Raw genomic sequence first — 20,731 nt, 5'->3', positions numbered from 1 at the left:
GAAGCCTACTTCTTGCCGATGGCGAAGGCCTGCCCCAAGAGCGGGCCAAGGCCGTAATAGCCGCGATGAGCGGTATCGAAAATCAGGGGCTGGATCTTGCGGATGTCGGGCAGCCCGTCCTCGGCCAGCACCGTTTCCTCAGCTTTGACATCGAGAATCTCCCCGACGAACTGGGTATGCAGACCGATTTCCTGAACATGCAGCACCCGGCATTCGAGAATGACCGGCAGCTCCGCCGCGTAGGGAGCATCCACCAGCTCGCCGCGCACCGGAGTGAAACCGGTTTCAGCGAACTTGTCAACCTCGCGCCCCGAAGCGATACCGACGTAATCGGCCTGGACGATCTGCTCCTGAGAAGGGATGCCGACGGTGAAGGTCTTGCGCTCCATGAGCGCAGCGTAGGAATAGGTCGCCTTGCGCAAAGCGACGGCGACGCAAGGGGGCTGGGAATTGCAGAGGCCGCCCCAGGCGGCGTTCATCAGATTGGGCTTGCCTCCGCCGTCATAGGTACCGACCAGCAGGACGGGAGCGGGAAAGAGCAAAGTTTTGGAACCGAGGGATTTCTTCATAATCTTCTCCTTGTGCCGCCGCCGGTCAGCGGCACGGACAGGGTTTTGGACAACTCGGGGTTTGGACAACGCTTGCGAAAATCGCCCGTTTGCTAGAGTATAGACAAAAAATTCGGCCGAGCTTCAGGTTCCTGCGAAAGTCCCGGCGGTTTCAACCAAGAATTTAACCAGCATCAGAGACCTCCCCCGTTAACAAAGGGGAGGTACGCTTACGACTGGATATTATTAGAGGGATAACAACCGATATGTCTGACGAGAAGTCGCGGTACTTCAAAGAACACGGCAAACTGGAACAGCGCTCTTTTCTGCTGATGCTGGTGCTGGTAAGCCTGCTCTTTATCTTTCTGCTCAAACCCTTCTGGGGGTCGATTTTCTGGGCCTGCCTCATCGGCCTGATCTTTTACCCCCTCTATTCCCGCCTCCGCAATCTGTGGCGGGGACGTTCCACCCTTTCGGCGCTGACGACCCTAGTCATCTGCCTGATCATCGTCATCGTCCCAACCCTCTTCGTCATGGCCTCCTTCTTCCAGGAAGGCGCCGGACTCTACCAGCGCCTGCAGAGCGGCGAGTTCGACATCCAGGGACGCATCGAGCAGGTGCGCCAGGCCTTCCCCACCGTCCAGAATCTTCTGGAACGGCTGAACCTCGACCTGAGCAACGTCACCGCGCAGCTCTCCAAGGCGGCCCTCACCGCCAGCCAGTTCATCGCCCAGAATGCCGTGCAACTCGGCCAGGGGACGATGCAGTTCTTCGTCAGCCTCGGTCTGACCCTCTATGTCGCCTTCTTCATGCTTCGCGACGGGCGCGGCTTGGTGGAACTGCTGGTGCGCGCCCTGCCCTTAGGCGACGCCCGTGAGCAGCTGCTCTTCGCCAAGTTCGCCGAGGTGGCGCGGGCCACGGTCAAGGGGAACCTGGTCGTCGCCGTCACCCAGGGCACCCTGGGCGGGATCATCTTCTGGATTCTCGATATTCGCGGGCCGCTGCTCTGGGGGGTGGTGATGACCCTGCTCTCGCTCATTCCCGTGGTCGGGGCCGGATTGATCTGGGCGCCGGTGGCCATCTATCTCTTCGCCATCGGCGACTGGATTCAAGGGACGGTGCTGGTCGTCTTCGGCGTGGGGGTGATCGGGCTGGTCGACAACTTTCTGCGCCCGGTTCTGGTCGGGCGCGACACCAAGCTGCCGGACTATATCGTGCTCCTCTCGACCCTGGGCGGCTTCGCCCTCTTCGGGATGAACGGCTTCGTCGTCGGCCCCCTGGTCGCGGCCCTCTTCGTCGCCTTCTGGGAAATCTTCATCCGTGAATTCAACTCGCCGCCCCTCATCCTCACAGCGGACAACTCCCCGCCAACCACCTCCGTCATCGTCGCTTCGGACGATGCGCCCGAAACTCCAGAAAAGGAAGAGAGCGATTCCGGCACCGCCTGAGCCATGTCCCCTTGCCGAACCCGCAGGATGCGGTGACGAAAGAAACCGCATCGCGGCGGGACTCCCTTCATCGACCGGCCGACTCCAGCGGAAAATTCATACTGTCCACCCGCTCCACCAGGCTGCCGATGTCGAGGAATAATCCTTCCGCTTCCCGCCCCGGCTCCAGGGTGGTGATGATGGTCTTGCCCACCAGCCAACGCCCTTCGCGCCCCCACAGATCCCGGGTCCGGATGCCCCAGAGGGTGTGCAGCAAAGCCGCCCGTCCCTGGGTTTCGCCGAGATAGAGCAGAATATGCCCGGGGAGATGAACCAGGGTCGCGAAGGGCACCCCCTCGGCCAGCAGGCGCGCCTCGCGCTCTCGGGGCGGTAAATCCGCCAGCGGCACGACCCGGCCAACCACGGCCTGACGGAAGGAGTTGCGCGGCAGCCAAAGACCGAACGGGGTGAAGAGGTCGCGCAACGTCCCCGAACAATCCCGCCCCGCATACCCATCCCCCCAGCCGTAGGGCTGTCCCATCATCCTTCCCGCCAGATCGGCGACTTGGCCAAAAGTGAAGGTGAGGGGGAACATCCCGCCCCCATCCGCGGCAATCCATCCTTCCACCACATGCGCCCGTCGCTCCCGGTCGGCCACGGGAATCAGTACCCGATAGCCGTTGCCGTCCCCGTCAATGAGCGGCAGCAGCGCGCCGATGCCGACGGTCAAACGGTAAATGCCCCCCTTATCGGCCACCGCCACTCCATCGCGGGTCAGGGTGAGATAACGCCCGTTTTCATACGCCACCATGAAGTCCTCATCGACCCAGGCCAGCTCGACCGCCGGCACCCAGCCGTAAAGAAGGGCGGTTTCGATGAAGGCCCAAGCGCCGTCGGCGCTGAAGTGGGTGACCCGCAGCGGCACGCCGGGCGGGATAACGCCATGCTGCAGGTTGTCGAAGGGAAAACCTTCCCCGGCCTTGCGGGGATCGTTGAAGAGCGGCGAGCGCGTCGGCAGCGCCCGCACGTCGAGGCGGCGCAGGGATATTCCCCGGCGGTCGCAACTCGGGAAGGCCTCACGCGCGACCAGCAGGGTCAAGGCTTCCCGACGCATCGGAGTGAGGGGGCGAAGGTTTTCGGAGAAAACCTCGTGTTTCGCAATCCAGTCCAAGGCCCAGAAGGGATTTTTCGTCGTCTCCCGGGGCGCGGTGCTCCTCCAGGGGAAAAAGTGGCTTTCCAGAAAAGCGGCGGCCAGAACCTTTTGCTCGGCGGCGGAGACCACCCGACCTGCCTCTTGTGAATCGACATAAACCGTCGGGTTTTGCGGCAGAAGCGTCAGATCGCAGATTTCCCGACCGGTCAGATCGCGGACGCAGCCGGCCGTTATCAGGCAAAGAAAGAGCAGAATGGAAACGTATCGGAACATATCTTCCCCCGGTCGATGGCCGCGCTTCAGGTTTTCCGCCTTCCCGTCCCTGCCGCCGTATTGCTAAGGGAAGAAAACCATGCCCCAAAACTCCCGTCAACCGCTTTTGCCGCTGACGATGGCAATCATCATCTATAACGCTCGCTCCGATCTCAAAGCGCAACTCGTCACACCTCCTACGCGAAAAGACAATTTTTACGTTTGTTTCATGAAGCTTCCCTGATTCTCCGGTATGCTTAAATAAAAAGGGGATCCCTTGGCAAAGGCGAGTGAAAGCGTTTGCGGGCGGAACTTTTTAAGGGTGCACTCAGGAGAGGCCCATGCCACTGATTGTCGCTGAAAATGTGCATAAGGTCTATCGCGCCGGCGAGGTCGAGATCCACGCTCTCAAGGGGGTGAGCTTCGCCATCGAGTCCGGAGCCTTCGTTTCTTTCGTCGGTCCTTCGGGCAGCGGCAAGACCACCCTGCTCAATCTCATCGGCTGCCTGGACAAGCCGAGTGAAGGGCGGCTGACGGTCGCCGGCACCGACGTCGCCACGCTCGACCGCCGGCGGGGTGCATCCTTCCGGGGAGAAAAGCTCGGCTTCATCTTTCAGGATTTCAATCTCATCCCGGTTCTTACCGTCTACGAAAACATCGAGTATCCCCTGCTCATGGTTCAGGATCTTCCCGCCCGACAGCGGTCCAAACGGGTGTTGGATCTGCTGGCGGCCGTCGGCATGAGCGAACAGAAAGATAAGTTCCCCGACCAGATTTCCGGCGGTCAGAAGCAACGGGTGGCGGTGGCCCGAGCGCTGATAACCAGCCCGGCCCTGGTGCTGGCGGACGAGCCGACGGCGAACCTCGACCATGCCACCGCCTACCAGGTGATCGAACTGATGAAGCGAATGCGCGACAACTTCGGGACCACCTTCCTCTTTTCCACCCACGACCCGAAGATCGTCGGCGAAGCGGAGACGCTTTTCACCCTAGAGGACGGACGCCTGTCCGATGCCCAGGCGGGGCCGGGAGGACACCATGGCTAAACTGCTCAAGATTGCCTTGCGCAACCTCCTGCGCTACAAGCGGCGGACCCTGCTGACCACCTCGCTCATCACCCTGGGCGTCGTCTTCGTCCTCATCTTCGTCTCGGTGACGGGCTCATTCAAAACGATGATGATTGCCCAAAACACCGACGCCATGCTTGGCCATCTGCAGATACACCGCAAGGGGTATGTCGCATCCATCGACAACCTCCCCCTCAACCTCAATCTTAACGCCGGCGCCGTCGAGCGGATGGAAAAGATACTGGCCGCCCAGCCCGAGATCGTCGCGTATTCACCGCGGATCAAATTCGGAGCCATGTTCAGCACCTTTGTCGAGACGACCAACATCCGCCTGAACGGGATCGACCCCGCCCGGGAATTCCGCACCGTTCCCCTGCTTCCCGAACGGATACTGGCGGGGGACAAGGAGCTTGAACGGGGCGAGATCTGGATCCCCGAACTGCTGGCCAAAGGGATGAAGGTCAAGATCGGCGATACGGTGGTCATCGTCGCCACCAATCAGGAAGGGTCGGTCAACGGGCGCCAGTTCAAGGTCGCCGGGGTACTCGAAAGCGCCACCGGCCCCGGCGGGCGGGACGGCTATATCACCCTCGAAGATGCCGCCGAAGTCTTGCGGATGGAAGGGCGCCAGATCAGCGAGGTGGCTCTCCGGCTTCATGATTTCAATCAGTTGGACGTCTTGAGCGAACGACTCGGGACCCTCCTTGACCAGCAACTCAATCCGCAGGGCAAGCCGATTTTCGAGGTGCACACTTGGGAGGATCTCTCGCCCTTCTTCAATGTCGCCCGGATGATCGACCTGATGACCTTCTTTATGAAACTCATGCTTATCGCCATCGTTCTGGTGAGCATCATGAACGTGATGATCATGGCGGTTTATGAGCGGATTCGGGAGATCGGTACCATCGCCGCCATCGGCACACAGCCCGGCCGCATCCTTGCCCTCTTTCTCCTCGAAGGCTTGAGTCTCGGCGTCGCCGGCGCCGTTTTGGGTAACCTGATCGGTACCCTCGTCATCGTTCTGGTCAATGTCTCCCACATTACCTACGATTTCGGTCGCCAGAAAAATCTGCTGCTGCGAGCGGGCATCGATCCGTTCGAGGTCTTCGTTTTATCGTTGATCGTCATCGTCATCGCCGTTGTCGCCAGTCTGCAACCCGCATTCAAGGCTTCACGCATGGAGCCGATCAAGGCGCTACGGCACATCTAGGAGACTCGCCATGAAAAAATCAACCGGTCTGACTCTGCTGCTCCTTCTTCTCTGCGCGGCCCCCGGATCCGCCGCCGAACCGCAACGGATCGCCGTCGCCGCCGAAGGCGATGAGCCCTCGGCCCAGGTAAGTGCCGTCGCCGGGCGCTCTCCCTTTTTCCTGTTGTTCGACGAAAAGGGCGCGTTCATCAGCGCTCTGGCTAATCCGTACCAGAATGCCCGGGGCGGAGCCGGGCCGCAGGCGGCCCTGTTCCTGGCCGAAAAAGAAGTGACGGTCGCCGTCGCCGGAGACTTCGGCCCGAAAATGGTCGACGTCATGCGGTCCCGGGGCATCCGCCCGCTGGAGTTCATGGGTACCGCCGCCGATGCCGTCAAACACGCGTTGCGACCCTAGGAGAATTCGATGCGCACCCTCCCGGCCCTGATTCTGATCCTCTTCTTCGCTCTTGCGGCCCATGCCCAGGACGGCGAAGCGTTGTTGCAACGGATTGACCGCAACCTCAACCCTGAATCGTACGAGTCCTATCGCAAGCTCATCAACATTGAGCCGGATGGCCGGACCAGGGAATACGTCCTGTTCAGCGTGAAGAAGGGGAACGACAAGGTGGCGGCTCTCTTCGTCTCGCCGGCGAGCGAAAAGGGGCGCTCTACCCTGCGCTTGGGCGACAACATGTGGCTCTACATGCCGGGGGTCGGCAAACCGATCCGCATCACCAGCCTTCAGTCGGTCGTCGGTGGGATCTTCAACAACAGCGACATCCTGCAACTCGATTATGCCGCGGAATATGCCGTAGAAAAACAGGAAGAGACGCACGATGAAGTCCTGCTGCATCTCAAGGCCAAGACCAAAACGGTCGCCTACGACCGGGTCCGGCTGTGGGCGGACAAAAAGAAGCTGCTACCGACTCGCATCGAGTGCCTTACCGAAGCAAAGATGCTGATCAAAAACATCTACTTCAAAGAGATCAAGGATTTCGGCGGCGGCATCGTGCGTCCGTCGGTGATCGAAACGGACAGCCCCTTGTACCAGGGCTATCGTTCGGTGATGATCTTCGCCGGCTTGAAGGCGCGGGAATTCGCAGACGAGGTCTTTACCCAGGCCAACATGCCCAACCTCGAAGCGCTGCGCTAGACCGGAAAACCGCCGGAAACGCCAGGGATGAAGCGGATAAAAACGAAAAATTCAGTGTGTTATTATCCCCGTCGATTCCGGGATTGGGCCTGGTTGTGGGCCCTCTCCTGCTGGCTTCTCGGCACCCCCAGCCAGGGGGAAGAATTCACCTTCGATGCCGCCGAATTCGAGAAAAAACCTTATCATTTCGGCGGCTACGCAGAGTTGCGGCCGGTGCTTTCCGGTCTCGACCGGGATGCTGCCCTCCACCGGCTGCGCTTCTTCGCCGAGGATGGGGGACGAACCACCGTCGAATACAACGGCCGTCTGCAAATCGAGGGGGATCTGGAACAAGGGATCGGGCGAGCCTTTATGCGCCTCAACAGTGACTACGACAATACCGCCGCGGGAGAGTCGTTCAAAACGACCGTCTATGACGGCTACCTCTCCCTCAAACCCACGCCGAATCTGACCTTGGAGGTGGGGAAGAAAAGCCTGCGCTGGGGAACGGGCTATGCCTGGAATCCCGTCGCCTTTCTCGGCCGGGCCAAGGATCCCGACGATCCCGAGTTGAACCTGGAAGGGTTTATCCTGGCTTCGGTTTCCTGGATCAAAAGTTTTTCCGGTCCCCTGCAAACCCTTTCCCTGTCGCCGGTGCTGCTTCCCGTTTATGACGGATTCAACGACGACTTCGGCGAGACCGGGCATCTCAATATCGGCGGCAAGCTTTATGCCCTGCTCGCCGACACCGATATCGATCTGCTCTTTCTGGCCGGTGGGAGCGGGCCCAATCGCTACGGCTTCGATTTCGCCCGCAATCTCACCCCCAATTTCGAGATCCACGGCGAGTTCGCCTACCTTCGCAACGTCCGCAAACGGTTCCTCGACGCTACCGGCTTAGGCGGCGAAAGAGAAGAGGACACGCTTAGCTATCTGATCGGCCTCCGCTATCTGACCGAGGCGGAAACAACCTGGATCGTCGAGTATTACCACAACGGCGCCGGGTTCAATCGAGAGGAGATGGAGAGCTTCTACCGCTTCGTCAACCGGGGATACGAAACGTTTCTTGCCACCGGTGACGCCTCAGGGCTGGAGCGGGCCGAAAATGCAGGCCAGGGGGGCTATGCGCGAATGAACCCGATGCGCCACTACCTCTATCTGCGGGCCGGCCAAAAAGAGCCCTTCGACATCCTCTACTTCAACCCGGCGGTAACGGCGATCATCAACCTCGCTGACGGCAGTTTCTCTCTCTCGCCGGAAGTGCTCTACACCGCCGTCACCAACTTGGAACTGCGGCTCAAGACCACGTTTCTCGCCGGAAAGCGGCTGAGTGAATTCGGCGAAAAGCAAAACGACTGGCGTCTGGAATTGCGGATGCGATACTACTTCTAGAACCGCCGGACGACGATGGCCCTATCGTCCGGCGCTAAACATTTCGAGAGATGCTATGGATGACGACCTGAACACGATTGTCAAAGTGCGGAGTTTGACTAAAAATTTCGGAGATGTTTCCGCCGTGGCGGGAATCGACTTCGATATCCGTCGGGGCGAACTGTTTGGTTTTCTTGGCCCCAACGGGGCGGGGAAGACCACAACCATCAATATGCTGACCGGTCTGGCGCACCCGGATCGGGGAAGCATCCACATTGCGGGCATCAACTGTACGAACAATTCCAAGGCCGCCCAACACCTGATGGGGATCGTCCCTGACGAAAGCAACCTTTATCCCGAACTGACGGGAGTGGAGAACCTCTGCTTCTGCGGCGCCCTGTACGGCATGGCGAAACGGGACCGGGAATCCCGAGCCCAGGAATTATTGGGCCTCTTTGGCCTCGCGGAGGCGGCTGGACGCAAATTCGTCGGTTATTCCAAGGGGATGAAACGCAAGCTCACCATCGCCGCTGGCATCATCCACCACCCGGCACTCCTGTTCCTCGACGAGCCGACAACGGGGATCGATGTGGCCAGCGCCCGACAGATCCGTCAGCTTATCGCCGACTTGAACCGCTCCGGTACGACGATCTTCCTTACCACCCACTATATCGAAGAGGCCGAACGTCTTTGCGGCCGGATCGCCTTTATTGTCGGCGGCAAGATCGTCCGTACCGACACCGTCGAAAACCTGATGCATCCGACTCAGAAACAGCAGGTCATGGAGTTTTTCGTGGAGGGGCAAGCAAGTGAGGTCGTGGGTGATCTGTGCGTCGGCTTTCCCGAACTGGAAATACGGCGGGTGGAAGGGGGTCGCCTCCGTGTGGCCTCCAACCAGGCAGTCCATATCGGGCCGCTGGTGCGCCTCTTCGAGGAACACGGCCTGGAAGTGACCGAGGTCCGCAAGATTCGACCGACGCTCGAAGACATCTTTGTCGAGATCACCGGAATCGAAGCGGCTTCGATAAAACGTGAGAAAGAGAAGACAGGGGCCGCTTTATGAAACAGTGGATCGCTTTTTGGAGCATTCTCGGCAAGGACATGAGCTCTTACTATCTCAAGCCGCCGAACATCAGCTGGGGGCTGACCTTTCCCGTCGCCTGGACAGCCATGTTCTTCATCAAGTCCGGAGAGGGGCTGGAAAGCATTCAAGGGCTGTTGCCCGGCGTGGTGTCCCTGTCGGTGCTCTTCGGTACCACCTCCATGCTGGCGGTGACGGTAACCTTCGAAAGAAAAGGGCGCTCCTTCGAGCGCCTGCTCCTTGCCCCCATTTCCCTGAAACTGCTGATGCTGGCAAAAACTTCCGGGGCGATCCTCTTCGGCGTAACCAATGGCTTCATCCCCGTAATCATGGCTCTATTTCTGACCGATCTGTCGGGTATTCGCTGGTCGCTGGTTCTGCCCGCCATCATCTTCATCGCCGCAGGCTCGACCTTCCTCGGACTCTTCATCGCCGTCTCGGTCAGCGAGGTTTTCGAGGCACAGACCTTCTCCAACTTCTTCCGCTTCCCGATGATCTTTCTGTGCGGCCTCTTCTTCCCCATCGAAAAGTTGCCGGTCTGGCTCCAGCCCCTCTCCTACGCATTGCCGTTGACGTACGGCGCCGACGTTCTGCGCACCGGGTTCCAGCAACAGGGCACGATGCCGCCCCAGCTTGACTTCCTGATGCTCGGGCTATTCTCTCTCGGGCTTTTTCTCTTGAGCCAGCACAACATCGGGAAAAAATGGATCGCCTAGGTCAGGCAGCGGGAGCAATCGCCGCACAGACATAAGCGACCAGGGGAATCTGCCCTGCAGACGCGGCAACAGGCTTATTCCTTGTGGGTCGCCTCCCAGGCTTTCTGCAGAAGCAGTCGGGAACGCACCTGCATGCCGATCGGCTTCTTGCCCTTGCTCTCCCACTGGGAGATGCAACCGGCGCTCAGGCCCAGACGAGCCGCAAACTCGGTCTGGGTTTCGCCAATGGAGGTACGCCAAGCGTAAAGAATCTTTCCAGTGAAAGGCTCGGGCAAATGGGTCTCGGGAATTGATTTCTTCTGCACACGCTGTTCCGGAACCTTCTTCACAGCCGCAATTTTCGCCGCCGTGCGTTGTGCTTCAGACACCTTGGCCGCAGGCTTTGACTTCTTTTCCGGTTTGGCTTTTCCGGACGGCGCCAGCGTCGGCGGATCCTCGGCTACACCCGTATCGGCCATCTCGATGCCGAAAACATCGGCGAGCCCGGTCGCGGCGATTCGACGGCGGGAAGTACCAGCCTGGGTCGCATCGGCGACAGCGGCGGTAACATCGATCAGTTCCAGGTGATTGACCCCGCGCAACAGAAAAAGCATCTCCGGCGACTGGTCGAGGCGGGCACCGACCCCGTAGAGCACCGCCGCCACATGTTTGCACATACCGGCCCAGTCCGGGCAATCGCAGTCGAACTTCATTTCGCCGGGCAAGGGGAAAAGTCCCTTTTTGCGGTCGGTGACGATCTCCATGACGGAGCCGTCGAGCTTGCCTCGCAACAGATCGACCAGCGAGGCGATCTTTCCCGAACAGGCGCTCTTGACCGCCTCCCAGCGACTCGCCTTGAGAGGCTCAATGGTGATGCGGACGTTATACAGGGTCGTCCCGCTGACCAAGGCGGTGATACGCCCGGCGGCGATTTCCAGATGGCAGACCGAACCGTTACGCACATAGCTGCGTCCCCGAGGCAGGCGATTGGCATAATCGCTGAACGATTCCATGTGTTCGCACCAGCCCTTGCCCCAGAAGGAAGCGGCGATCTTGCGGCCGCTCAAGGCCACCGGCTGTACCTTCAGTCCCTTCTTCTTCATCTTTTCCAGTTGCTTCTCGGCCTTGGCCCGCCGCTCGGCCACGGTCACATAGGCGGGCCAACCGTAATATCCCATCTTCCTTCATCTCCCCATTTAGCAGGTTGTTGAAAAACTCGTTTTCCAAGGCTGATCAAAAATGCCCAGATGCAAGGCGGACAAAATCCTAAGGAATAAGGCGTACCTGAAAGGTACGTCGTTGACGAGGGATGAGAACAACGCCGCAGATGGGTGTTTTTCATCAGCCTGTTAGAGGGCGGCCTGATCCAGATCGAGAGCCACCAGACGCAACAGGGCCTCGTCATCCATCTCCGTCAGCAGGGTTTCCGCGCCTTCCAGCAGTTCAGTCGCCAGATCGGCTTTGGCAGCGATCAAGGCGTCGATCTTTTCCTCCACCGTCCCCTTGCAGACAAACTTGTGTACCATCACATTCTTTTTCTGACCAATGCGGAAGGCGCGGTCGGTGGCCTGATTCTCCACCGCCGGATTCCACCAGCGATCGAAATGGATAACGTGAGCGGCGGCGGTCAGGTTGAGCCCGGTACCGCCGGCCTTGAGGGAAAGGACGAAAAAGGGCGGGCCCTCGTCCTGCTGAAAACGATCCACCCGCTTTTTCCGCTCCGCCACCGGCGTGCCGCCGTGTAGCACCAGACCGGGGCGACCGAAAATTTGTGTTAGAAAAGCCGCGAGCGGTTCGGTCATTTCCCGAAACTGGGTAAAGACCAGAACCTTCTCCTGCCGGGAAGCGATCTCCTCGACCAACTCGCGCAAGCGGATGAATTTGCCGCTGCGTTCTTCGGCGAAGTCGCCGTCCCCCAAGGCCTGGCCGGGATGGTTGCAGATCTGCTTGAAACGCATGAGCGTCGCAAGGATCAGCCCCCGGCGTTTAATTCCTTCCCGTTGCTCTTTCAGGGCATGCGCCAACGCTTTAACCGCCTCACCGTAAAGTCGCGTTTGAACCTTGCTCAGCCCGCACCAAGCGGCCATCTCCACCTTGTCGGGCAGATCGGCGATGACCCTCCGATCGGTCTTCAGGCGACGCAGGATATAGGGCTGTACCAGGGTGCGCAAAGGAGCGTAGGAAGGCGGTTTGCGCCCTTCCAGGGCGTTGACGAACTGCTTGAAACGGTTTGCCGAACCGAGCAGGCCCGGGCAGATGAAATCAAAAAGCGACCAGAGATCGGCGAGGCGGTTTTCCACCGGAGTGCCGGTCAGGGCGATGCGCACCCGCCCGGAGAGCGCCTTGACTTCCCGACTCTGGCGGGTGCCGGGATTTTTGATCGCCTGTGCCTCGTCCAGCACAATCAGATTCCAGGATATTTTTTTCAGCCACTCCTGACGTTGCACCATGCCGTAGGTGGTCAGCACCACATCGACGGTAGCAAGAGCACTTTCGGGATCAGCAGCCAGACCCGCCAGGTCTTCCCGGCCCATTTCCGAGGGATGCAGATAGAGGGGAGCAAGCGCGGGAGCGAAGCGTCGCAGCTCGCTCTTCCAGTTGGCCAGCAGCGAAGCCGGCAGCACCAGCAGACTCGGCCCCCGCCCGGACTGGGTCAGGAGCAGGGCCAGCACCTGCACAGTCTTGCCCAGACCCATGTCGTCGGCCAGACAGGCGCCGAGACCGAGTTCGGACAGGAACCAGAGCCAATTCACCCCAACCTGTTGATAAGGCCGCAAATCCGCCCGCAGCCCGGGAAACTCCCGCAGGGTGGCGAGCTGAGCCGGGTCGCGCAATCCGGCCAGCGTTTCGCGCAGCCCCTCCCCGGCTTCCACGAAAGCCCAGCCGGTCTCGGCCAGCAAGGGATCCTCGTCAGCGAGGTTCCGTTGCACACCAGCGAGTAGTCGCATCCCCTCGATGAAGGAGAGGCCGTCCGTGCCGCTCTCTTTTTCCACCCGGCGCCACTGTTCAAGAGCCTGGCGAAGCCGCTCGCCATCCACCTCGACCCACTGGCCACGTACCAGCGCCAGCCCCTCCCCGGCCGCCATCAGCGCCGCGATCTCTTCGGGCGAAAGGACTTCGCCATCGAGGGTGAGACTTACCTGAAAATCGAGCAGCGCCTGTGCCGAAAGCTTGTCCCCGGCCCGCGAATCGAGCGCCACCCGCACCTTGGGCCGGGGGCGCTTTTTCCACCAGTCGGGCAGGCGCACAACCAGCCCGCTCTCCTCCAGCAGCGGCACATCCTTAAGAAAGAGATAGGCCTCCTCAGGGGTCCAGGCAAGGGGATGATAGAGTTCGTTGCTCTCTACCAGTTCCCGCACCCATGGGCAACGGTCGCTCGCCGAAGAAACCGGCTCCAGCAGCCGCAACAAAGCTGCGCGGTTCGCGGCGCCGGCATATTCGCGCAAGGCCTGGCTCAGGGGCAAGTGCTGGGCGCGGGCATTTTTGCCGAGACGGGGGATATAGGTCGCCAGGAAGGCGAAGGGATATTCGGCATCCCCCCGGTTTTCGGCGAGATGGAAACAGACCCGGCCAACCTGCCGCCAGAGGGGCGCACGGCGCTGGAGAAAACCGGCCAGGCCCTCGGGTTCGCGGGCAATCTCCGCCAGCGTCCAGGCATCCAGAGCCCGCCAGAGATCCCCCAGCACTTCGGGACAAGCATACTCGGCCCCGGGCATGGGCGGGATGCCCAAGACCAGGGATGCCAGTGTGGCTTCGTCCAAAGGCGGCACGGGATCGAGGCGGTCGGCATCCGGTCGGCTTTGGCAGAGGTGCAACAGATAACGCGCGCCGAAATCGCGCCAGAAAAGCCAGGAAAGAGGCCATTCCGATGACGGTTTACCACCGGCGAGAGCGATGATTCCGGCAGATGAAGACGCGGCGAAAGCCTGGGCAATCGGTGCCAAACGCGGCTCGGCTGCGGCAGGATCGGCGAGTCCAATCATCACCAGATGACCGGCGGGATTGAGCGTCAGTTCCACAAAAACGACAACTTTCGGCGAAGATCATGAAGGATGGACGAGAGCTTCAAAATACACCCTTCCACCCTCCCCTTCCAAGGTCTTTTTGGGATGGTCCCTAAAAGCGCTTCAGAACAAATGATGATTGGGCATTACGGTAACCGCCATAATGCTATAAGAAAACGATTCACCTACGGTACGCCTTGTCGTGCTGCACATGCAGACTGATCAGCACCAGGGTCGGGCCGTTGAGAAGGCAGGGTTTTCAGGCGGTGTCTCCGATGCTGTCGATGGGCCGGCTCAGGGGCTATAAATCTACTGGCGGAGCAACTCTTGGCATTGCTTTTTGTTCACGAAAATTGTATGTTCACAAAAAGTGAACATATTTAAAAGGTGAACACATGCAGTTGGCCAATCGCAAAAAACAGATGCTGAGGGTCGCCAGGGATGCCTTTGCGCAACAGACGGGGGTTGCGCTCAAGCTTGCCGGGAACGGCCCGCTAGAGCATCTGGAAATCCCCGGGACGAACACCATGCTTGAAGTATTGGTGATCGAAGGGGGGACTCTGACTGTTGACGCCATGCTTGCCTTGCGCGGAAAACAGCAAAACCTCGGGAAGCAGGTTGTTGTATTGCAACAGGTGACGGGGGATAAGGCCGAGGCTCTCCGCAAGGAGGGCGTCCAGTTTATCGACACCGCCGGCAATGGTTATATCAACCAGTCACCGTTGTACCTTTTCGTCAAAGGGAACAAAACCGATAATGCGGCCGCCAAGCCGACAACTCGCCGGGCCTTCAAACAGACGGGACTGCGGATCCTCTATGCCCTGATGTGCCATCCGGGACTGGAAAACGAAACCTACCGCGCCATCGCCGAGAAAACCCAGGTGGCGTTGGGCATGGTGAACTGGGTGGTGAAGGATCTGAAGGAGCTGGGATTTCTGATGGAAACCGGGACGTGTCGCGCCCGCCAGTTGCGGTTGATCGAGAAGGAACAGCTTCTGGAACGTTGGATCACGGCCTATGCCGAACAGCTTCGGCCCAAACTGGTTCTAGGGCGGTATCGCGGCGCCGAGGGCTGGTGGCGCCAGGCCAGGTTGAATACCGACAAGGCCCTGTGGGGAGCGGAAGTGGCGGCAGCGAAGCTGACCGAGTATCTGAATCCCCAGGTCATCACCCTTTACGTGGACAAGGACGACCCCGCTGCGGTGATCCTGCCGAACCGCCTGAAAAAAGATCCGCAGGGGGATGTGGAACTCGTCGCCCGCTTCTGGCAGCCGGAAACAATTCCGCCCCATGGCGACACAGTCCACCCGCTTCTGGTCTATGCCGATCTTATGGCCACCGGCAACCAGCGAAACGTGGAAACCGCACGGATGATCTATGACGAACATCTCGTACAACTTGTCCGGGAAGATTGATCCCGTCTTGGTCAATATTCTGCGGCTGATCCATCAGGAGACGTCCTCGCGGGGGATGCTCTTTTTTGTCGTTGGCGCCACGGCCCGAGACATTCTGCTCAACCACTGTCATGCCATCTGGGGGCAGCGGGCGACCCGCGACCTGGATATCGGCGTCGAGGTGGCCGGCTGGGAAGAATTCCGGAGGTTGACCGAGGCCCTGATGGCTACGGGACAATTTCTGCCGACCAAAGACCTGCATCGTCTCAGCTACGGCAAGATCCCCGTCGATATCGTTCCCTACGGCGGGGTCAGTTCCGATGCGCAGACGATTGCCTGGCCTCCCGATCATCAGGTGATCATGAACATCATGGGTTTTCAGGAAGCCTACGATTATGGCATGACGATCCGGCTCAGCGACAACCCTCCGCTGGAGGTAAAGGTCCCGACCATTCCGGGGATGGCGCTGATGAAGCTCATCTCCTGGAACGACAGCTATCCTCAACGACCAAAGGATGCCGAGGATCTGCTCTTTTTGATGAACAACTACGCCGATGCCGGCAACGTCGATCGCCTCTTTGACGACGAACCTGAACTGCTCAAACAGGAAGGTTTCGATCTGACACCGGCCGGCATCAGGTTGCTGGGGAGGGATATGGCCGCCATGGCATCTGCCGCCACCGGAGAAGAAATTCAAGCGATTCTGCGGCAAGAGACCGATGAGCAGCAACGTTATCGCTTGGCCATGGATATGGCGAGATCTTCACGGATAGATGACCGGCTTGATGACTCGCTGGCCAAGCTGAAGAAAATGGCGGAGGGATTTTCCGAGATCTTTCAAGGGAGAGCCGGCCAATGAACGTCCCCCTCTTTCCGCATCGAAGGCGCGGCAATTCCTCCGGCATACCCGAAAAGCTCGTTGTTTCCGTCGGCCGGCATCCTGCCGATTTCGGGCTCGGGCCGATGCGCAGGAATTCTGGCAGGAATACTGCGTATTTTTTTCAGGCAAGCGCTTTTTGCATCGGTTTTATCTCGTATCCCATGGCCCGGTAGCCGCGCTGGCGCTTGTCCCACATGCGGTTGAGTTGGGGGTGATCAGTCTCGGCGTAGTCGTAGATACGCACATCCTTTTTGTCGGCATGCTCACGGTGCAGACGGCCGGCGTATTGCTGTAAGGTTCCCTTCCAGGAAATCGGCATGGCCAGCACCAGCGCGTCGAGCGGTGGATGGTCGAAGCCTTCACCGATCAGACGGCCGGTGGCGAGCAGCACCCTCGGTGCCGACTCGTTCAGAGCATCCAGTTCCGCGAACACCGCCGTTCGCTGTTTCTTCGACAAACGGCCATGCAGGACAAAGCAGTGTTCGACCTCCTCCCCCAGTGCCTCCTGCAACAGCGGCAGATGGTCCGTCCGCTCGGTAAGCACCAGCACCTTTCGCCCTTCCCGATAGGCGGCCAGCACATCCCTGGCGATACATCGATTGCGGGTCGCATCGCTGGCGAGGATGCGGAACACCTCCTGAATCGGGGAATCTGGCGGGATTTCCGGCGCGGGCAGCAACTCCGGCCAGACTTCCAGTTGCACCGGCGCGGATTCCGGCCTGGCGGCACTGTGGCGGATCGGCCCGCACTGCATGAAGATGATCGGCTGATGACCGTCGCGGCGTATCGGCGTGGCGGTCAGACCCACCACGAATTTCGCCTTGGCCTGTTTGAGGATCGCTTCGAAGGAAAAGGCCGACAGGTGATGGCATTCGTCGATAATGATCTGCCCGTACTGGTCGAGCAGTTCGCCAAGATCTTCCCGACGGGAAAGAGACTGCATGACGGCGATGTCGATCTTGCCGGACGGCTTCTTCTTGCCGCCGCCGATGACACCCAATCCACCATTGGGGATTTCCAGAAATCCGGTAAATCGTTCCTGCCACTGGCGCAGCAACTCGGTGCGATGCACCAGCACCAGCGTGCTCACCTTGCGCCGGGCAATCAAAGCGGCGGCGGCAATGGTCTTGCCGAAGGCCGTCGGGGCGCAGAGTACGCCGACCTCGTGTTTGAGCATCTCCCGCACCGCTGACTTCTGATCCTTGCGCAAGGTGCCGGTGAACTTGGCCGTCACCTTACGTCCCAAAAGGCGCTCGTCCTGCAGCTCCGGACGGATGTTGTTCTCCTGCAACAGGTCGAGCACCGCATCGAGGCAGCCACGGGGTAGACCGATATGCTGCGGAAAATTCTCGGCGCAGCCGATGATGCGTGTTTTTTTCCACACCGGCAGGCGCATGGCCTGGGCCTTGTAGAACTCCGGATTCTGGAAAGCAGCGAGCCGAATCAGGCGGTTGGCCAGCGGCTGCGGCAGATCGATTTTGGCAATGAAAATCTGGTTGGCCAGTACCAGGGTCAACGATTCCGGCAGTGGGCCGCTAATCCTTGCTGGCACAGGCGATGGTCGCTGCCATGGTTTGCTGTCTTCTTCCTCGCCAGCAAAGGCGACATCCAATGGATGGCGGCCGCCGCTGACCCGCAGAATGGCGTCATCCAAGTCCCGCCGGGACATGGGACGGATGGAAGCCAGAAAGGCCCATTGATCGGGATAAGGTTGCAGGTCTTCATCGACGAAGACACTGCGCCCTGATTCCCTCGGCTGTTTCTGCAGGGGCAGCGCGATCAGGTTGCCGAAGCCGCCCTTGGGCATGGTGTCTTGGTTAGGAAACAGGCGGTCATAGCTGGCCAGGGACAATTGCCGGGTGCGATCGCAGGTGTGGCTGATCAATGCGGCCCCAAGCTGCCGGGCCTCGCGAGCCGGAACCGGCTCGGCGAAGAAGATCCAGGCGTGAGCACCGTTGCCCGAGCGGGAAATCTCCAGCGCCGCCGGAATCCCAAGCTCACAGCAGGAGTGCATAAAGGCCTTGGCATCCTCCCGCCAGTCTGCTTCGTCGAAATCGGCCGCGAGAAAATAGCAATTGTCGTCGCTCAAGAGCGGATAGATGCCGACAGTCTGTTTCCCGGCCAAGTGGTCATAGAGTACCCGATCGGTCACCGGCAGCAATTGGCGTTTGTTGCAGTCGCCGCATTTCACCCGAGGCTTGTGGCAGATGCCGGGCTTCCACTCATTGCCGCAGGTCGGTGAATAGCCAAATGTGCCCTTGGCCGATTCCCAGCGCTTGGGGTAAACATCCTCGCGCCCTCGGAACAGGCGGCGGAACAGAGCAATTTTGTCGTCGGTGGTGAACTGGGTTGGGGCTGGTCCGGATTCCGTTGGGGCGGGGACGGGTTCAGGGATGGCCGGTTTTTCCCAGGAGATACCGTGCTGGGTCAGCAATTCCTTGAGGCGGACGTTCTCCTTGCGCAACAACCGCAGTTCATCCTGCTCATTCCGGCTCTTGTCATTCTTCGGCAAAGCCATACTCCGCCATCAGATCTTTCATGTCTTCGACACTACCTCAAATCACTTTCAATTCTTGCTCGTACAAGCACAGAACCACATTGAAATAGCCCTCGACATCAATGCCGCAAAAGCCAAGGGCAGATTCATGCAGGATACGCAATAAAACACTGCCTGATCCGCCAGCCCGTCAGGAAGCCCGCTGGTTTTCTTGTAAGCCTTCTTGGGCTTGGTGATCGAAATATCCTGATTGCGCTTCTCCAGTTTCCCTTTTGTTGATTGCTTTAAACATGTGAGTTCCCCCTCCAGCGGAAGTCACTCAGGAGATATCAAATGCCGCCCGCTCGTAATCGCTAAAGCCGCCACTCCCGCCGATGCTCAGCCAAGTACTGCTGCGCAGGCCAAAGGTCACGATCGGGTGGCGGAATGATGCCCCGTCCAGAAAGGGTGAGCAAGAAACCGGGAACGTTCGGATTGGCAGCGATCTGGCGTGAGGTGATGACGTTATAATCGTCGGAGACCCCCATCATCCCTTCATCAAAGGCCCAGTGGCAAAGTTTGCAAAGCGCCATGCCGTTGCGGATTTCGTCGTTCCTGCTTCGACTCCAGGGGATGATGTGGGCGGCATCGACCACAGTGTGGCCTTCCGGGGTGATGATCCGCACCCCGCAAAGGGCACAGCGGTGGTCATAGGTGGCAACCACGACGCGCCGGAAGCCCTGATCGCGAGCGGCCGGTTTGTAGGCATCATCCTCCAAGGTTTCCTTAACAAGCGGCAGGTGGGCCTTCTGCTCAAGTTCCAGGCTATAGCTGTAGGCATCGGCGTTGATGCCGACCTGTTCTTCTAGCGCAGCCCTCGCCTCACTCGAAAAGCAGGAGAGCAGCAGCGCCTCGCGTAGGGCGCTTCGGCTGTCGGGCTGCTGCATGCAGCGGAAGAGATCTTCGTCCATGAGAGCGCCGAGGGCCAAGGTGCGGAGTTGACTGACCGAGGTGATGTTATTTACGGCTGCGGGGGTAATTTCTCTGCCCGGCTGCGGCAGTAGTTCCCAAAACGTCTCATTGTGCAGGCGGGAGAAGGGAAAAGCGATGCTACTGGTCTGCCCGAGGGGGATGATGCGTCGCCAGTAGAGGTTGAACAACTCGTTCAGCTCGACGAGATCACTGGTGACCGCAATGAATGGTGAGAGGATAATGCCACGGGACACCAAGTCGAGCACTGCCAGCAGCAGGATCGGCTTGTGCGGGGCGCGCTTCTTCGTAGTGTCAGTCCACACCCGCCCCGGCGCCCGGTTGAGTCTTCCAAACTGTTTGATGTACGCGGCAAGCTCGGTCATATCTTCTTCCAATACGGTGCCTTCTCAGGCATGATCCAGCGAACACCTCCGCGCGGGTCTGCCATGTCACCGGCGTAGCGAGGGATCAGGTGGATGTGCAGGTGCATCACCGTCTGCCCGGCGGCGGGTCCATCGTTGATGCCAATATTGAAGCCATTTGGATTTAGTTCTGACAGCAGACGCTGCCTCATCTCGGCCAGCAAGTTGAGAAGTGCATCCTGCTCTTCTCTGGTTGTCTCGAAGAAGGAGGCAATGTGGCGCTTCGGGATGATCAGCATGTGGCCGGGAGAGATGGGGAAGGCGTCGAGGATGGCGAGGGCATGGGTATTCGCCAAGACGAGGCGGGAAGCGGAGGGGGTGCAAAAGGGGCATGGGATCAAAGTAGAATCCTTACGAGATTTTATTTGAAAAAAATATATTCAGAACTGGTTGATTCACTGGGGGAATTCTGGACCTGTCCCCGAGAGCCTTCCGCAGGAAGGAACCCAGAAGTCTGGGGTAGTTTTTCAACGACCTGCTAAAAATCCATCAGGCTGTATCGAAAACCCCCGAAAAAAGTAGCGCAGGCAAGCCCAGCAAACGAGGGTGTAATTTAGTTTGTGTAAATGGTCGTTCCGGGGTACACCAGCCCCCCACCCTCTGAGGAGCCCAAATGGCCATCGAAAAAGAACTTCTTGACCGCCTGTTTGCCGATTTCAACTACACCA

Annotated in this window: 17 protein-coding genes; 10 read left to right on the top strand and 7 right to left on the bottom strand. The window is 59.5% G+C overall.

Going from position 1 to position 20,731, the window contains the following annotated elements; translation table 11 throughout:
- Window positions 1-5 precede the first annotated feature (5 nt).
- Window positions 6-569 (bottom strand): flavin reductase family protein, encoded by a 564-nt coding sequence (locus RBR25_RS11810; protein WP_432819755.1) that lies wholly within the window; start codon window positions 567-569, stop codon window positions 6-8.
- A 245-nt stretch (window positions 570-814) separates the two neighbouring features.
- Here RBR25_RS11810 and RBR25_RS11805 point away from each other — a divergent pair, with 245 nt between their 5' ends.
- Window positions 815-1,996 (top strand): AI-2E family transporter, encoded by a 1,182-nt coding sequence (locus RBR25_RS11805; protein WP_432819754.1) that lies wholly within the window; start codon window positions 815-817, stop codon window positions 1,994-1,996.
- A gap of 67 nt (window positions 1,997-2,063) precedes the next feature.
- Here RBR25_RS11805 and RBR25_RS11800 read toward each other — a convergent pair whose 3' ends face one another.
- Window positions 2,064-3,401 carry an SH3 domain-containing protein gene (locus RBR25_RS11800; protein ID WP_432819753.1) on the bottom strand — a complete coding sequence of 446 codons (1,338 nt, stop codon included), beginning with the start codon at window positions 3,399-3,401 and terminating at the stop codon, window positions 2,064-2,066.
- Window positions 3,402-3,721: 320 nt separating this feature from the next.
- On the opposite strand from RBR25_RS11800, the gene RBR25_RS11795 reads away from it, so the two are divergent.
- From RBR25_RS11795 to RBR25_RS11765, 7 genes are all read left to right on the top strand, one after another.
- A complete protein-coding gene (locus RBR25_RS11795; RefSeq protein ID WP_432819752.1) occupies window positions 3,722-4,426 on the top strand; it encodes an ABC transporter ATP-binding protein in 705 nt (234 codons plus the stop codon).
- Window positions 4,419-5,657 carry an ABC transporter permease gene (locus tag RBR25_RS11790; protein ID WP_432819751.1) on the top strand — a complete coding sequence of 413 codons (1,239 nt, stop codon included), beginning with the start codon at window positions 4,419-4,421 and terminating at the stop codon, window positions 5,655-5,657. The genes RBR25_RS11795 and RBR25_RS11790 overlap by 8 nt, the downstream gene beginning before the upstream one ends.
- Window positions 5,658-5,667: 10 nt before the next feature.
- A complete protein-coding gene (locus RBR25_RS11785; RefSeq protein ID WP_432819750.1) occupies window positions 5,668-6,051 on the top strand; it encodes a NifB/NifX family molybdenum-iron cluster-binding protein in 384 nt (127 codons plus the stop codon).
- A gap of 9 nt (window positions 6,052-6,060) precedes the next feature.
- Window positions 6,061-6,789, top strand: a complete 729-nt coding sequence (locus RBR25_RS11780) for an outer membrane lipoprotein-sorting protein (protein ID WP_432819749.1) — start codon at window positions 6,061-6,063, stop codon at window positions 6,787-6,789.
- A 93-nt stretch (window positions 6,790-6,882) separates the two neighbouring features.
- Window positions 6,883-8,160 (top strand): hypothetical protein, encoded by a 1,278-nt coding sequence (locus RBR25_RS11775; protein ID WP_432819748.1) that lies wholly within the window; start codon window positions 6,883-6,885, stop codon window positions 8,158-8,160.
- 55 nt (window positions 8,161-8,215) lie between these two features.
- Window positions 8,216-9,202 carry an ABC transporter ATP-binding protein gene (locus tag RBR25_RS11770; protein WP_432819747.1) on the top strand — a complete coding sequence of 329 codons (987 nt, stop codon included), beginning with the start codon at window positions 8,216-8,218 and terminating at the stop codon, window positions 9,200-9,202.
- Window positions 9,199-9,936: an ABC transporter permease gene (locus tag RBR25_RS11765; RefSeq protein ID WP_432819746.1), complete on the top strand. Its 738-nt coding sequence runs from the start codon at window positions 9,199-9,201 to the stop codon at window positions 9,934-9,936. The genes RBR25_RS11770 and RBR25_RS11765 overlap by 4 nt, the downstream gene beginning before the upstream one ends.
- A gap of 74 nt (window positions 9,937-10,010) precedes the next feature.
- On the opposite strand, the gene RBR25_RS11760 is transcribed toward RBR25_RS11765, so the two are convergent.
- Both RBR25_RS11760 and RBR25_RS11755 read right to left on the bottom strand, forming a co-directional pair.
- Complete coding sequence (locus RBR25_RS11760; RefSeq protein WP_432819745.1) at window positions 10,011-11,093, bottom strand: hypothetical protein; 1,083 nt, start codon at window positions 11,091-11,093, stop codon at window positions 10,011-10,013.
- Window positions 11,094-11,264: 171 nt separating this feature from the next.
- Window positions 11,265-13,934, bottom strand: coding sequence for a DEAD/DEAH box helicase (locus RBR25_RS11755; RefSeq protein ID WP_432819744.1), 2,670 nt, complete (start codon window positions 13,932-13,934; stop codon window positions 11,265-11,267).
- Between the two features lie 380 nt (window positions 13,935-14,314).
- On the opposite strand from RBR25_RS11755, the gene RBR25_RS11750 reads away from it, so the two are divergent.
- Both RBR25_RS11750 and RBR25_RS11745 read left to right on the top strand, forming a co-directional pair.
- Window positions 14,315-15,334 carry a type IV toxin-antitoxin system AbiEi family antitoxin gene (locus RBR25_RS11750; protein WP_432819743.1) on the top strand — a complete coding sequence of 340 codons (1,020 nt, stop codon included), beginning with the start codon at window positions 14,315-14,317 and terminating at the stop codon, window positions 15,332-15,334.
- Entirely contained in the window at window positions 15,297-16,172 is an 876-nt protein-coding gene (locus RBR25_RS11745; protein ID WP_432819742.1) for a nucleotidyl transferase AbiEii/AbiGii toxin family protein, read from the top strand. Before RBR25_RS11750 ends, RBR25_RS11745 begins: the two co-directional genes overlap by 38 nt.
- A 142-nt stretch (window positions 16,173-16,314) precedes the next feature.
- On the opposite strand, the gene RBR25_RS11740 is transcribed toward RBR25_RS11745, so the two are convergent.
- The 3 genes from RBR25_RS11740 to RBR25_RS11730 form a co-directional block, all read right to left on the bottom strand.
- The gene (locus RBR25_RS11740; RefSeq protein ID WP_432819741.1) at window positions 16,315-18,705 is read right to left on the bottom strand and encodes a TOTE conflict system archaeo-eukaryotic primase domain-containing protein; all 2,391 of its coding nucleotides are present in this window, start codon (window positions 18,703-18,705) and stop codon (window positions 16,315-16,317) included.
- Between the two features lie 338 nt (window positions 18,706-19,043).
- Entirely contained in the window at window positions 19,044-19,964 is a 921-nt protein-coding gene (locus tag RBR25_RS11735; protein ID WP_432819740.1) for an HNH endonuclease, read from the bottom strand.
- A 56-nt stretch (window positions 19,965-20,020) separates the two neighbouring features.
- On the bottom strand, window positions 20,021-20,404 hold the full coding sequence (locus tag RBR25_RS11730) for an HIT family protein (RefSeq protein WP_432819739.1): 384 nt from the start codon (window positions 20,402-20,404) through the stop codon (window positions 20,021-20,023).
- Between the last annotated feature and the right edge of the window lie 327 nt (window positions 20,405-20,731).

Source organism: Trichloromonas sp., assembly GCF_034006665.1.
Lineage (GTDB): Bacteria > Desulfobacterota > Desulfuromonadia > Desulfuromonadales > Trichloromonadaceae > Trichloromonas.
The sequence above is the reverse complement of the archived record's forward strand: the minus strand, read 5'-3'. Positions and strand labels throughout refer to the sequence as shown.